A 14,825-nucleotide genomic window follows, 5' to 3' on the forward strand; every position below is an offset into this window, starting at 1 on the left:
TTTAGTTCCGTAAGACAATATGTTGTTCAGTAAATTCAGGACTAGAGGCTTGCCCAGCTATCCTTCCTCTGGCTCGCTGGTTACATCCTCTGGCTCGCTGGTTACATTGTCACACTCCGGATTGTTGTCCTTGCGGATGGTGCCTATCAAGGTGCTCACCACCACGCAGCGGTTTTCGCCCTGGGAGTAGGTGCTGCTAACTACAAAGCGACCCAGTCGACGGGCGCGGCCATCGGATTCAAAAACCGCCCTTCCGTCATTGAAGGTGTTAGCCACAGTTACAAAATTGTTCAGGCGTAGCCGCTGACAGGGGGTAGGTTCATCGCAGAGGCCCTCCTCATCCTGGATAACCAGAGTCGGCACGTTTGGCTCTGAATTGTCCACCCCCACCACCCAAGCTCGGCCCAGGAGAGAAGCTCTGGCGTTGGTGCGGGCGGTGCGCAGGGCGCGCTCCACCTTGTTTTGGGCATCCTCCAGTTGGATCCGCGCCCAGATGTTGATCCCGGAGGGGACGGCCAGCACGGCCAGAATGCCGATAATAACCACCACCGCCAGGACTTCTACCAGCGTAAAGCCCAGGGATCGAAGCGGCTGAGCTCGGCCAATTGCTTTTTTCTCCAAGGCCAACATGGTGGACATTCCCCCTAGGAGAGCTGACGGTTGATAACACCGCGGGCAGGAACCCGTGTTTGCATTGGCAGCAAGTAGCGCGACACCTCTGAGATATCGACGCTGGTGGCATTTCGGATGTAGCGACGGAAAAGGCCAGGGTTGGCCCGCTCCATGGCCGTGGCGGTGATGTTGATGATCACATCCTGCGGTCGGTCAGCACCGGGGCTTTGCCGCACGCAAACGTAGAAGCCCACGTCGTTTTGGTTATTTCCCAACCCCGAGAAGGTGACGCCGTTGGGTCTGCCGCCGCCAAAGGCATAGCCCTGCGGGCAAGCGGGTGCAACCTGCGGACTTCCCTCCCGGCTGCTGAAGATGTTGGAGACCAAAGTTGTCAGGCGGGGGCCATCTGTGCTGCCGGCAATCGGGATCTGGCGTGCTCGGGCCTGCTCGGAAGGCCAAGCGAGAAAACCATCTCGGAAAGGATCGGGATCTTCGACAAAGAACGGGCTGCGCCCGGCGCAGTCGTTGTTCCCCTGCCTTGCAAAAGGTCTCAGCTCAAAACGCTGGATCCGCGCGTTGCCTTCCCAAGGGGTTGTCGAACCATCCGCCAAGTTGCCAGCGTTGTTGTAGTTGCGGCGCAGGTAGTACACAACCAAGGTGTAGATGCCGCGGCGGCTGACAAGGGTTTCCCAATCCGCATTTTTACCGTTTGTGCGCGGAAACTCAGGAGGTGGTTCGGCGGGCAAGGTGGCACGGCCTTCTCGGATCTGTTGTAAGGTGGGGTTGCCCGCGTAGCATCCTTGCGGGATCGGCTCCAGCTTCCAAAAGGCGACAACCGGGATAGCGCCCGCGGGTTGGCGGATCCAGCCGGGGGTGTAAAGCCGCTGGATAACATCCGGGATCCCGTCTCCATTGGGTTGTTCGGTGTCGTTGTAAATGTAGAGAGCCTCCGCCAGATCCTGCTGGATATATTCCATGGCTTGGGTCAGCTCCGCCTGCACCTGGGTGCGCCCTGTCTCCTCCCGATCCAGCCGCATCGTCTCGATGACAATCATCGCGGTGGCCAGGAGAAAGATGGAGGCAACCAGCAGTGAGACCAACAGCTCAATGAGGGTAAACCCTCTGCTGGCTTGGCGGCGAAAGATCAACACAGGCCAACACCTCCATCTTTCAACAGGTTTTGCAGGAAGGAACTTAGGCTCTACCTCAGGGTACAGCAGGTCAGTTAGGCAAGGGGAAAGCCCGGCACCTCTGGTTGGGATCCTCGCCGCTGGCAATGGCTATCTGCCGGCAAACATCTCCCAAGTTGGCAGCAGGGTTAACTTCTACAAAGGAGGTGGCTAGTGGAAAGAGCCAGACATTGGCATTGGCCAAGTTCTGGTTAGCCGAAACCACCTCCGCCCTCAAGCCAGGCAGCGCTCGGCGAGTGTTTGGATCAAAAGAAAAGCGGTGGTAAACCCTCACCCCCATGAGAAAGCTGCAGGGCACCCCCTCAATGACCCTGTTTTCACGGCGGTCGATGCAAGGTGCCCCTGCGTCGCGGAAGGTTTGGATGACGTACTCTTCCGGATTCCGCCCCGGCACTTGAACTTGGGCCAGGCGAAGAGAATAGTTGTCTCTGTGCATGTAGTTGCCGGCATTTGCATCGGCGGGCATTTCGTCAGGGGGTGGGGTGTCTGCCAGCGGGTCGGCTCCTACCATAGGCAGTTGGGCCAACCGAACTGGATCCTGAAAAGCCCTTGGAGCAGCAGCCAGCTCGATATCCACCAGGGTGCGGATGCGATCCACCTCCTCCTGGGCCAGGCGATTGGCCAGCTCCACCCGCTCGCTCATGGCCCGCCGGTAGGCAACTAAGGTAAGGGCAGGGGCAAGAGCAGCCATGGCCAGCGCCACGATGATCACCGAAGCCAACACCTCGATGAGGGTAAAGCCCTCTGCTGCTGGTTGCCGCCAAATCCGTCCCTTGTCCATAGATCCCTCCCTGCTTTGCCCCTACCTTGAATCTACCCCTGGCCGAACGGGTTGATATCAGTTGAACTCATTGCAGCCGCCAATCTGGGCAGACGGATCCAACGGCACATCCGGCTGGTTCTGAAGCTCGCAGCGCAGCCGCCGCACATACGGATCCTGTGGATCCAGCTCGCGCAGGAACTCGGTGCGCGCGTTGGAGGGGAACTGGAAGCGGGCCGACACCGGGCCAGGGCGGCGGGCAATCTGCAGGCCCACGTCATAGCCGAAGCGGCGATTGGGCGGGAAGTAGTAGTCGAAGCCCCGCACAAAGGTTGGATCCGGCACCAAGTTGGGCGGCTCGAAGCTGTGCTGCAGGAAGGGCCCGGTGGCATAGGTGCTGTAGTTGAGCTGGATCATCGAGCCGCTGAAGAAGAGGTCGGTATTTCTCCACAGCTCGTTGAGGCGCAGGAAGTTGTGCATACCGCCGGCGGTTTGATCCAGCCGCGACGGGAGGACACCGCTAACGGCCACCGCGTTGACCCGTGTTTCTCGGGCCGGCTGCAGTTGCCAGTTTTGGCTGCCATTGTCGTTGCGGCGGCGCTGGTTCACATCGGTGGAGGCCAGCTCCTGGAAGCGAGGAATGGGAATGGGCCGCCGCGTCACCTCGTCCAGGATCACCCCCAGCACCGGGTTGTTGCCGGCAAAGCCGGTGGTGGGACTGTTCAGATCCAGGGTGAAGGGCTCCACATCTACCCACTCAGGGTTATTGCCACCGCCGCCATCCCGGTCGATTTGCACCTGGATGGTGTTGCCGTTGGGCTTGACGTAGAAGCACAGGCCGTTGCGGATGTTTTCACTCCCCCTGTGATCGATGTAGTAGCCGTCCGCGTACTTGGATGCGGGGGTGTAACCCTGCGCCGCAGCATTTTTGTTGACGCGGGCGTAGGGGTTGAGCGCCATCTGGGGCTGGATCTCTAGCCCTGGCTTGTTGGGATCCAAATCAAACCCAAACAGCGGATCCCGATCCAAAACGTTCGTCGGCTCGCCTGGATCCCAAGCGCCATTGCCGTTGAGATCCTCAAAGGTGGGATCAGCACCTCCGATGGTGCGCAACGTGCTGGGGCGGCTGGCACCGGTGTAGGCGGTGTACTTGAAGCGGTCGTTGAAGTTGGGGCGGAACACGCCGGGTACCCAGAAGCCACCGTCGGGGCCAACTTTTTCTTCAGAGTCGCAGCGGACGCTTTGATCCTCTTTGAGCAACCTCCGCCGCAGTAGCCGCGCCCAGTCATCGGTGCCTGGAGCCAGGTTGCCAGCAATCGGCTGAGCGACACTTTCAGCGGGGCGGATGCCCGGCTCTTTGCTGGGGTTGGCGATCTCGCTGAGCAACACGTTGCTCCTCAGGCCGTTGCGGGCGGCGTAGGCCGGCTCGCCGAAGATCCAATTGAAGGCCGCTTGCAGCGCTTCGGCAGGGCTGGGCCACTTGGGCGGCTTGGGCACGCCCGCCTTCACCTCCAGCACCGGCGAGAGCTGCGGCTCCAGAGCAATGGTCACGCCTTCAGTAGAAGCCTTGGCCACCGTGTTCACGCCGATCGTCTCCGGCTCTGGATCGGCTTGGATTTCGTGGACAGGGCGCAGCTCCACCGTGTTAGGCTTGGCCGCCATCCACTCGCCGAAGGGGCTCTTGCCGGGAGCCTCAGGCGCAAAAGTACCCGGCCCGCAAGGCCGCCCTTGACAGGTTAAAGATTGTGTCTGCGTTGTAGTGGGCGAGCAGGTGGGGCTGCTGGTGCTGGCGATGAGGGTGCCCGTCCGGGTTTGGGTAAAGGTTTTGGTTGTGCCGCAGGCGATCTGGTCGATGACCTCATCGCAACTGGCCGGTGACCAAGGGCCCCAGTCGTAGTTGCAAATCTTCGGGCAAGTAACCGTTTGGGTTTCTATAGTAGTGGTGGTTCCGCAGCTCGACGTGCAGGTCTTGGTGCGGGTTTGGGTCACTTGCAGGCCGCCGTTGGCCACCGTACACTGAGGAGTCCAGTCTGTGTAGGTGCAGGTAGCCCCCGGAGGCTGGCAGGTAAAGGCTCGGGTTTCGGTTTCGGTGAAGGGGCTTTGGCTGGGACACAGCGGCGTAACCGTGCGGCTGCGGCTCTGCGTAATGGTAGCCCGGCTGCACTGCTGCTGCTGGGTACACTGAGGCGTCCAATCCGACCAAGGCCCGTAGTTGTACTGCGGCTGGCAGGTGATCTGCCGAGTTTCCTGCGTTGGCGCGCTGCCAGGGCAACCGGCAGGCAAGGTGGCAGTTCTGGTTTGGGTAATAGTGGTTTGCTGACAGATGTTGGGGTCACATGCAGGAGTCCAGTCTCCCCAGATGGGATTGCAATTGAGAGGGGCTTCGCAGTACTTCTGGTTGGATAACAGAGGTTTATTCCGATCCGGCTGGCAAGGTTGGTTCACCCCCTGCAGCGGCTTCAGGTACCGCAGGTCGTAGTCTTCCAACTCGCTGCCATCGCGGGTGGCAAAGCGCAGGGAGGCACTGCCGGTATTTTCGTAAGTTTGGATCTCCACCAAGTAGGGCGAGGGCTGGGATGGATCCGCGCACTCCAGCTCTAATCGCAGGGTGACCAGGTTACCGCCGCCATCCTGCCAGGCTTCGGCACCCGCAGCATTGGGCCCTAGGCTGAGCGAAGTTCCGTGGTTGACAAAAGTGGCATTGGAGCCGTCCCGCCGTCGAATGATCAGCCGCGCGCCATCGTCGCCGTTGAGAATGCGGTAGCTCTGTAGGCCAGGCCAACGGGGATACAGCTCCCCTACCCAGCGCACCACGAAAAAGTCGTTGCCGTTGTTGTTGCCGCTGTTTGTCCCACCACTTCTGCGCCGCCAGCAGGAGCGCAGGAAGTTGAAGTGACCCGGGAAGTTGAGATCATCTGCGTCGGTCAGCAGATTCGTAAAGCCATTGTTGCCATCTGGCTCTCCGCAACTAGGCATCCAGAACCAGTCGCCGCGATCCCGTCGATCTGGGGTGCCAGCCGGCGCCGACAAGCGGCAAAGAGGCTGCCGAATGTCCGCCAAAGACCCGTCGCACCTAGAGTTGTCATACAGCCGCCGCTTGAAGGGAGAGTTGGAGTTCAGCGATGTGCTGCTGCCGAAAAAGTACTGGAAGCCTCCCCACCCAGGGAAACCGCTGCCGCTGCGGGCAAAGGGGGCCAGGTTGGTCGGGTTATCGATAGCATTGCGCACGCAGGCCCAGCGTTGGTTGTTGGTGCCACTTGGATTACAGGTAGGCGCATTGGTGGTATAGCCATTGTTGTACTGACCAATGGCGTCAGGTACTCCTTGCGCTGGGAACACCGGATCCGGCCAGCGCACCGCCCGCAGGTAGGGCAGGTTGCGGTTTTGGGCAGTTTGGAGCAGACCTACAGGACCTAGAGGATTATTGGGGTCGGCAAACCCTGTGTTGCGGTCGTACTGGTTCTGCGGGCTGCTGAGCCAGCCGTTGTAATACTCGGCCAGCAGGCCGGCGCCGCCCGGATTCGGACAAGGCCCGAGGGGAGCCACCATCACCCAACGGGAGGTATCCAGCACCGGGTTGCCCAGGGCCGAGATGCGCACGCCAAAGTTGGCATATTCCCGATCCGGCGCCCGCAACTGCCGCACCTCCGGCACGCCCAGACCCACCGTCCGGTCGGCCTCATTGGAGTTGGGATCGGTGCTGTTGCGGCGGGCAAAGAGGGTGTCGCGGGCAAACACATCCGGCCAGCCGGGCTGGTTGGTGTTGTCGCCCAGGTTCTGGGCCCCATTTGTGTTGTCGAAGCGCAGGACGCCACCGTTGCCCGGCCAGTTGTTGCCCCGGATCACCAGGGCCTGGTTGAGGAAGGAGGTGTTGGCCCCTAGGTTTGGCCCACTGCAGCCGTAGTAGTCGTTGCGGCGAGGGGCCGAGGCCCGTCCACCTGCGTAGTCTTGGCCGGAGGTGTAGTTGCTGCCGCCGCCATCGAGGGTGCCATCCTGGACAAAGCCGTCGTCGATGCTGCCGTCGCAGAAATCGGCGGAGAGGATATTGACCGAGTCGCCTATGACCTCGCTGGGCCGCCAGAGATCCTGGGCTGCCCGGGCAAAGCCCCGATCTTCATCCCTCCGGAGCCGCCTGTAGAAGTTGTCGTAGAGGCCGTTTTCCCCAAATCTGAGGCGAGTGGTGAACTCCTCCAGCTGACCGCCTCCCCTCGTCTGGTGCAGGTTAAAGTTCCCCTGGATGTAGACGGGGTTGTCGGAAACGAAGGAAAGGCCGAAGACGGCTTCATCGAGGTTGAACCCACCCCGCGCCAACACTGCCCCGTTGCGCAGCCGGAAGCCATAGGGCCGCCGATCCGGATCGGGGTAGTAGTCCACCGGCTTGGGGCTAAGCCCCTCGTTGGAAACAGGCGGATCGCCGACCGGTTGGTTGCGACCGGGCTGGCCGGCATTCATGATGAAGGGGAGAGTGCCGCGAGCATTTGCATCTCGCCAGGCGGTTTGATAGCTACCGAAGTTGGTCAAGGGCGGGCGGGCGATGGCATCTTCCCGCACCGCATCTTCCCGGAAGGCGTAGAAAATGCCCCCCTCGCGGCCTTCTTGCACGCCGGCAGGCAGCCAAGTATCTCCGTTGATCAGCCCGTTGGCCTGGCCATTGACGTTGTTGGTCAAAAGGGCCAGGTCGATGTTGAGGGCCCGCACCGCCATCGCCTCGCGGCCATCGTAAAACACCGAATCTTTGAAGGGCACGCGATGGCACTGGTCGCCGACCTGGATCAGCTCCATCTGGTTGCTGTTGGGGTGCCTGCCACCGAGTAGGGTGCTGCTGGGGCAAGTGGCAGCAGCGTGGGGCAAACGCCAGTCGCCGATGGTGGGGCGAGGCCGAAGAGCCACTCGCTCAAGGTCGGTGTCGGTTACCGCCCGGTAGGTGGCAGGCGGCAGCCACGAGTAGGCGCCTCGCCGCGCGCTCTCTATGGGATCCGCCTGGTTAAAGTCGCTGGTGGGGAAGATGTAGCGCAGCGGCAGGTAGAAGCGGTTGCGCTCAGGAGCATTCAGATCACCCCTACGACTGGCTCGGATATCATCCCGAAGGATCTGAGCTGCTCGATCCCCGGCGTTGGCAGCCGCCTCAATCCGCAAAATGTTGTCGGCCAGCATGCCCAACATGCAGCCCGCCGTCTGCAGCGTGGTCTGGTCGGCCAGGCTGAGCTGATCGACCCGCGTGCCTCTGTTAACCGTGTCGATCACCCGCCGCAGCTCGGAGAAGTTGCCAAAGGCGGTGATGAACGGATCCGGATGAATGCGGCCCTCTTCTTGCCTGGGTGGATAGGCCCCGTCGGGATCGCCGGCAAAATTGGCCAGGTTGGTGAGCGCCGTCCACAGTGGGGTGCCAGGCTGTAGCTGCCCTCTCATTGGCGTGGGATCATATTCCCAAACGTTGGTGCCCTCGCCGGTAAAGAAGTTGATGCTTTGGGGGCCGTTCCGGAAAGTGGAAGCCCGCTGCAAGCTCCAGGGAGAGCCGGGGTGGGCTACCGTGGCCAGGCAAGCAATGGGGAAGCGCCCATCTCGGTGGCTGTGGTGGTAAACGGCCGTGGCCTGCACCGCTGCCGGGTTGTCCCGTAGCGTTAGGCGTTGCCGCGCCTCGTTGCTGATGAAAATGGCCTGCAGCCTGGTGGGATCGTTGGGATCCCCGGGCGGCACCAGAGGCAAAGGCAAAGAATCGGTGCGGGTTAGTTCTAGCCGCTGCCCAACAATTACCCGCAAGCCCTCCACGCGTGCCCGCCGCTCCCAGTAGCCATCCAAGCCCACCTCGGAAAGGGCGCCTGGGGGTGGGTCGTCTGCAGTGAGGGATTCCCCCAGCTCATTTCTGGCATCATCCAGGATCTGGCCACCTGCCCTGGCGTTGTTGAACTCTTCCGCAAAAGTGGGCACGTTGCAGCCATTCTGCGGGTCAGGCGTCACGGGCGGACGCTCGTAGCTGGCCTTGGGCCCAAAACGGTTGTCGGCCCGATAGACATCGTCCACGTAGGGAGGGCAGACCTGGTCGGAACCGGACTGAAAACCACCGGCCTTAATCCGTCCGGGGTTCTCCCGCCGCTTGGCGTTGAGAGGAGAAGCCGCCCATCCCGCTGCGTCTTGCTGGTAATTCCCTCGGGGGCGGATGCGGCCAAAAAGGTGCAGCTCCAGCGGATCCAGGGCCACACTTTCCGGCTCTACCCCGTTTTGCACCGAGTCAAAGTTCAGGTTGTTTAGCTTAGGAGGCGGCTCGTTGGGCGGCACATCCGCCACGCCAGGGTGGGCATCGAAACTGAGAGAGTCGCTCACCTGCTGGCCGGCGTAGCCAATGGCTCCTGCCACCAGCTCCCCGAAGGCCGTAATCTCCGAGTTATCTGCAGGCATGTAGAAGCAGGATTCCTGCGAGCTGATCAGGAAAGCCCGGAACAAGTTGTTGGGGGCATAGCGGAAAAAGAGGCTGCCGCCGGCGTAGATGGCGCCGTTCCAGTTGTAGCCGGGAGTGAAGAAAAACTCTAGGTCGCCGCGGCTGAAGGCCCCCCACTTGTTGAGCAGATCGCGCTTGCGATCCTGCTGGAATTGCAAAGCCGAGATGGCGCGGGTGGTGGAGTCGGCCCCTTGAATGGGCAAGGTGACCGCGAAGACCTGGAAAGGCTTGTACAGCGCCGATCCCACCTGGAACCAGTCTCCCACGTTGGGGTTGATCGTCTGCTGAAGGGGGTTATCGTTGCAGCCAGCCAAGGCCGAGCCCTGCAGGGGGCCACTGCGGATCATCAGGCGCCGCGCCCGCTCCGTATCCGTTAGCCGGCTGTCCTCAAAGTCCCTGCCGCCGGCCCGACGGGTGTTGAGAATGGTGTAGGCAGTTACGGAGTCGTTGACGCCGTTGTTGTCGGTGTCCACCAAAAACCACCAGGCCGGCGCCCGCACCGGCACGGGCAGGGTTTGCCCGGGGTTGTTGGGATCCTCTACCTCGATGTTGGTTGTAATTACGAACTGGGTTTCATCGGGGAGGATGTAGGGATCGTTCTCATCCCGCGGGATCAGCTCTCCCGCCCCATCGTTAATCAAAGCCTCAACCAATTGGGCATCGGTGGGGTTGCTTGCGGGCAGGCGGGGATCGCGTATCAGGTAGTCGATCTTGGCCCGTGCCCGGTCGATGGCGGCGTTCAGTTGCCGGCTAACCGTCTGCCCCGCCCGTTCCACCTGGGTTTGGATGTTGCGCTGGGTGGAGCGGGTCAGCAGGCCCACCGTGACCAAGCTCAACACCAGCACAATTAAGATGGCGACCGGCAGCACAAAGCCGCGCTCGCGGATCCTGCGCCGATCCACCGGGATCTTCAGAGAGCTGAGCAGGCGCAGGGCAAGTTTGAGCAACAGCGGGGAAGGAGCAGACATGGCCGTATCTCGGATAACGGGGAAAAAGAAGTAGCCTCTGGGGGAACGCCAGGATAGCAACAGTATGCAAGGGATCCGAAGTTTCAAACATCCCCACCTCTGGGGGGAGGTGCTGGCTTGCCCTTTTCAAGTTCAAGATTTTTAAGAAATTCTCAGAATCCTTTTACAAAATCCCCAGTTGTTGCGCCTTGAGCAGGGCGGTGACGCGGTCATTGGCGTCCAGCTTGCGGTAGGCGGCGCTGGCGTATTCTTTCACGGTTTCGATGCTGAGGCCGAGGCGGCGGGCAATCTGCTTGTTGGCCAGGCCCTCCTTCATCAGTTGCAGCACACACAGCTCGCGGGGGGTGAGCTTGGGCAGTTCTTTGGGGGCGGGCAGCCAGTCTCGTTCGGGGTTGGCCAAGATCTGGCGGATGACGCGGGCCAATTCCGCCGGGTCAGTCTCTTTGGAAAGGTAGCCTTTGGCCCCGGCGCGGCGGGCTGCCTCAATCAGACCCGGCTCCTGAAAGGTGGTCATCATCACCACCACCACCGGCAGGCCCAGCTCGACAATCTGCTGGCAGGCCAGGATCCCGTCTCCATCCGGCATGCGCACATCCAAAAGGGCCACCTCGACGGGGCAACGGCGGCAGTACTCAACGGCCTGGGATCCCGTCTCGGCTTCGGCCACCACCTCAAATCCTTGCGCTTGCAGGGCAAACTTTAGCCCCAGCCGAAACAGGGGATGGTCGTCGGCAATCAGAACCCGGACAGGGGAACTCATGGCAGGGGATCCCGGCCTATGAGAGGGCTAAGCTTAATCTGCCCAAAAGAGGGAGCTAGCCCTCACCCCCAGCCCCTCTCCCTCAGGGACAGGGGAGCTAGTTTTTCACAAAGACCATGCCGCGGGCGCCGGGGTTCAGGGTGGGATCCAGTTGGGTTTGGGCGTTGTAGAGGGCGCCTGTCAGATCGGCTGCTTCCAAAAAAGCGCCGCGCAGGTCGGCCCCGCGCAGATCGGCCTGGCGCAGGTTGGCTCCTGTGAGGTCGGCACCGACGAGGACGGCCCCGCGCAAGTCGGCGCCGCTGAGGTTGGCCACCTGCAGGTTGGCGCCGGTGAGATTGGTCTGCTGCAGGTTGGTCTGGCTGAGATCGGCTTCCCACAGAAAGGCCCCGCCCTGATCCGAGCCGCGCAAGTTGGCGCCGCGCAAATCGGCCAAGTTGAGGATCGCCTGAGAGAGGTCGGCAGCTTGCAGGTTGGCCTGCCTGAGGATGGCTTCTTTCAGGTTGGCGCCGCTCAAATCCACTCCCGGCAGCTCGGCTCCCGTCAGATCGCAGGCGGGGCAATCTTTGCTGGGGGCAACAACCTGGGATCGGCCCAGTTGGGCATCCAGCTCCAGTTGGGCAAAAACAGGAAGTGCCGCGATCCCGACCACCCCGCCGAGGAGACCGACCCAGCACTGGGACCATGCCATTTTTTTCACGGGGATCCCTCCTGGCTGACCCTCACCCCCGGCCCCTCTCCCAGAGGGAGAGGGGAGCTGGAGATCAACCTAGAACTATAGCCGTTGGCGGGAGATACGCCATCAAGTCTCAACCCGGCCTGGAGGCGGCTGGCAGCGGGGGCAAAAGTGGGCCGAGCGGCCCGAGAGCTTACTCCGCTGAATGGGGGTGCCACAGAGGCGACAGGGATCCCCTTCTCGACCGTACACCCACGCCTGCCCCTGGTAGTTGCCGTTGAGCCCACGCAGATCCCGGTAATCGCGCAGGGTGGTGCCCCGCTGCTCCAGCCCCGCTTGCAACACCCGGATCAAGGCTTCTCGCAGGCGGCTCTTGGCAGCGTCGGAAAGCTGCGAGGCAGGTGTCAAGGGGTGGATGCCGCTCAAAAACAGGGCTTCGTCGGCGTAGATGTTGCCCACTCCCGCTAGCAGCGACTGATCCAGCAGGGCGGCTTTGATGGGGCGGCGGCTTTTCCGCAAGGCGGCTTGGAAATAGGTTTCTGAAAAGGCGGGCGAAAACGGCTCTGGCCCCAGCCTCTGCAAAGCCGTGATCACCGTCTCCGGCTCCACCCCGGCGGGCACCAGCCACATCTGGCCAAAGGTGCGCAGATCAACAAAGCGCAGCTCCCACCCCTGCTCCAGGCGCAGTCGAACCCGGGTATGGGCTGGCAAAGGCGCGGATCCCTGAACCCAGAGCAGTTGCCCGGTCATGCGCAGATGCACGCCCAGAACCGCTCCAGAGTCCAGGGATCCCAGAAGATATTTGCCTCGCCGCTGCCACTGGGTCAAACAGCTGCCTGCCAGCCCCTGCGCAAACTCGTCTTTGCCGGGGTAGGCCACGGTGCGAGGGAGAAGCACCTCCACCGCCAGGATGCACAGACCGAGGGTGAGGCGCTGCAGATCCCGCCTGACGGTTTCAACTTCCGGCAGCTCGGGCACAGGAAGAGGAAGCCAAAGAGCTTGGTTGAGTTGGCAGGGGCAGCCTTAGCTGGAAGCTTTGGCTTTGGGCTTGGGCTCCTCCACCACTTCCAGCTCATCTTCGCGGAAGTTGTTGGTGTTGATGTTGTAGTAGTTGATCTTGTCGAAGCGGACGATCACCGGGTAGAGAATGCCGCTGGTATCCACCGCCGCAACCGTTCCCACATCCCGATACCAGTAGGATTCTTTCCGCAACACCCGGACTTTGGCACCACGCTGAATCGCCATAGAGGTTCTCTCCATTGACCTGCCCTTCAGATTACCCTAGTCCGTGAGAAGGCTGCGATTTCCGAATTTTTGTAACGGGGATCCCTGTGGCTTCCCTGCAGGTGGGAATCTTCTGGACGCTGGTGCCGCCCCTGCGTTAGGGCAAAGCCCAGCCCCCAAGGCTGCCACTCCCCTGCTGCCGTCGGAAGCGGCTGGTGTTGCGATGTGAAGAAATGCAAACTATACTGAAGGGCAGGTGCTCCTCTTGTAGCCCTTCCCAAGCCCTAACTGGAGGTTTCCATGTCCAACCCCAACTTGTCTGAGCCCAAGTTTGGCTTTAACGAGTACGCCGAGCGCCTCAACGGCCGCGCAGCCATGATTGGCTTTGTGCTGGCCATCGTTATTGAAGCGGTAACGGGCCAAGGCGTCGCCTCCTGGCTAGGTCTAATTCAGTGATCCCCCTCAGGCCCTAGCACCAGATCAAGCCTGCCGTGGAGCAGGCTCTTTGTTCTTTAGCTGATCCCTTCTTGGCGCTTGGCAATCGGCATGCGCCAGCCGGTGCCAAAGGCTCGATCGGTAACCCGCAGGCCAGGGGGAGCCTGGTGGCGCTTGAACTCAGCATTCTGCACCAGCCGCAGCACCTGCTGCACCGTGTCAGGTTCAAACCCCTGGGCCACCAGCTCAGCGGCCGACTGGTGCTGTTCGATGTGCCGCTGGAGGATAGCGTCCAGCAAGTCGTAGGGAGGCAGGCTATCGCTATCTTTCTGGCCAGGTCGCAGCTCTGCTGAGGGGGGCTTGGTGAGGATGGGGAGGGGAATCCGTTCCTGGTGGCGGTTGATCCAGCGGGCCAGGCGGTAGACCCAGGTTTTGGGCACATCGGAAATCACGGCCAGGCCGCCGGACATATCCCCGTAGATGGTGCAGTAGCCTACCGCCAGCTCCGACTTGTTGCCCGTGGTCAAGAGCAGCCGGCCAAACTTGTTGGAGAGGGCCATGAGCAAGGTGCCGCGAATGCGCGACTGCAGGTTCTCTTCCGTGATGTCAGAGGGCAGGCCGGCGAAGGGCTCAGCCAGGAGGTGCTGGTAGCTCTCCATAATCGACTGGATGGGCAGCTTCAGGGTAGGGATCCCCAGGTTCTGCGCCAGTTGGTAGGCGTCCGTCAGGCTGCCTGGGCTGGAATAGGGAGAGGGCATGAGCACCCCCAGCACCCGCTCTGGACCTAGGGCGTCGGCGGCAATGACGGCAGTTACCGCTGAGTCAATCCCCCCCGACAGGCCCAGCAACACCTCGCGAAAGCCGCATTTGCTGACGTAGTCGCGGGTGCCCAAGACCAGCGCCTCGTAGAGCTCCGCTTCCGGCTCCGTTGGCCAGCGGGATCCCTGAACTTCCGGGCCTTCCTCAGGAGGGTGAACCAGCGCCTCCACATCTACCATCAGGCAGTCCGGCTGAAAGGCAGCGGCTTGGGCCACCACCCGGCCCCGGCAGTCTAGGGCGCAACTGGCCCCGTCGAAAATGAGGTCGTCGTTGCCCCCCACCTGGTTGACATAGAGGATGGGCAGGGCGTGCTTGCGGGCCAGGGATCCCAGCATCTCCACCCGCAATTTCTGCTTGCCCAGGCTAAAAGGCGAGGCCGATAGATTGATGAGCAAATCGGCGCCGCAGCGGGCCATCTCGTCTACCGGATCCCGGTGGTAGCGGCGGTGCTGCCAGAAGTCGCGGTCGTTCCAGATGTCTTCACAGATGGTGAAACCCAGGCGATAGCCGCCGTACTGGACGGGCTGGGGCTGGGATCCCGGCTCAAAGTAGCGGTCTTCGTCGAAGACATCGTAGGTGGGCAAAAGCGACTTCTGGAACCAGTGGCGGATCTGCCCCCCCTCTAGCCAGGCCGCGGCGTTGTAGAGAGGCCGCCCCTCCGGCAGGGGGTTGGGCTGCACGGATCCCACCACCACCGGAATGCTATCCCGCAGCCGGTCAGCCAACTGCTGCAAAACTTGGCCTGCCCTCTCGACTAGAGCAGGGTAGAGCAGCAGGTCCCGGGGCGGGTACCCCAACAAGGCCAGCTCAGAAGTAATGGCCAGCTCCGCTCCTGCCGCTGCCACCGCCTCGACCGCCGCACGGATGCGCTCGGCATTGCCGCTGAGATCGCCAACGGTATAGTTGAGTTGCAACAGCGCTACCTTCACTTGGCCCCCTTGGCCGAGA

At 61.8% G+C, this 14,825-nt stretch carries 10 protein-coding genes; 1 reads left to right on the forward strand and 9 read right to left on the reverse strand.

The genetic code is table 11. The features are described 5' to 3' along the window. Positions 1-57: 57 nt before the first annotated feature. The 8 genes from NW855_RS09345 to NW855_RS09380 all read right to left on the reverse strand — a co-directional run bounded on the left by NW855_RS09345 (position 58) and on the right by NW855_RS09380 (position 12,644). The gene (locus NW855_RS09345; protein ID WP_414508690.1) at positions 58-639 is read right to left on the reverse strand and encodes a Tfp pilus assembly protein FimT/FimU; all 582 of its coding nucleotides are present in this window, start codon (positions 637-639) and stop codon (positions 58-60) included. 5 nt (positions 640-644) lie between these two features. Next, complete coding sequence (locus NW855_RS09350; protein ID WP_414508691.1) at positions 645-1,763, reverse strand: type II secretion system protein J; 1,119 nt, start codon at positions 1,761-1,763, stop codon at positions 645-647. 70 nt (positions 1,764-1,833) lie between these two features. Beyond that, positions 1,834-2,583, reverse strand: a complete 750-nt coding sequence (locus NW855_RS09355) for a prepilin-type N-terminal cleavage/methylation domain-containing protein (protein WP_414508692.1) — start codon at positions 2,581-2,583, stop codon at positions 1,834-1,836. 57 nt (positions 2,584-2,640) lie between these two features. After that, positions 2,641-9,966, reverse strand: a complete 7,326-nt coding sequence (gene hpsA / locus NW855_RS09360) for a hormogonium polysaccharide biosynthesis protein HpsA (RefSeq protein WP_414508693.1) — start codon at positions 9,964-9,966, stop codon at positions 2,641-2,643. Positions 9,967-10,129: 163 nt separating this feature from the next. Continuing rightward, positions 10,130-10,726 carry a response regulator gene (locus tag NW855_RS09365; protein ID WP_414508694.1) on the reverse strand — a complete coding sequence of 199 codons (597 nt, stop codon included), beginning with the start codon at positions 10,724-10,726 and terminating at the stop codon, positions 10,130-10,132. Between the two features lie 97 nt (positions 10,727-10,823). Beyond that, positions 10,824-11,414: a pentapeptide repeat-containing protein gene (locus NW855_RS09370; protein WP_011429117.1), complete on the reverse strand. Its 591-nt coding sequence runs from the start codon at positions 11,412-11,414 to the stop codon at positions 10,824-10,826. Positions 11,415-11,525: 111 nt separating this feature from the next. Beyond that, positions 11,526-12,377 (reverse strand): DNA-formamidopyrimidine glycosylase, encoded by an 852-nt coding sequence (locus tag NW855_RS09375; RefSeq protein ID WP_414508695.1) that lies wholly within the window; start codon positions 12,375-12,377, stop codon positions 11,526-11,528. Positions 12,378-12,422: 45 nt separating this feature from the next. Further along, complete coding sequence (locus tag NW855_RS09380; RefSeq protein ID WP_011429119.1) at positions 12,423-12,644, reverse strand: photosystem I reaction center subunit IV; 222 nt, start codon at positions 12,642-12,644, stop codon at positions 12,423-12,425. Positions 12,645-12,923: 279 nt separating this feature from the next. On the opposite strand from NW855_RS09380, the gene NW855_RS09385 reads away from it, so the two are divergent. Continuing rightward, positions 12,924-13,079, forward strand: a complete 156-nt coding sequence (locus NW855_RS09385) for a chlorophyll a/b-binding protein (RefSeq protein ID WP_414395779.1) — start codon at positions 12,924-12,926, stop codon at positions 13,077-13,079. Positions 13,080-13,135: 56 nt separating this feature from the next. Here NW855_RS09385 and NW855_RS09390 read toward each other — a convergent pair whose 3' ends face one another. Continuing rightward, the gene (locus NW855_RS09390; protein WP_414508704.1) at positions 13,136-14,806 is read right to left on the reverse strand and encodes an NAD+ synthase; all 1,671 of its coding nucleotides are present in this window, start codon (positions 14,804-14,806) and stop codon (positions 13,136-13,138) included. Positions 14,807-14,825 lie beyond the last annotated feature (19 nt).

This window comes from Synechococcus sp. RC10B2, from assembly GCF_047502635.1.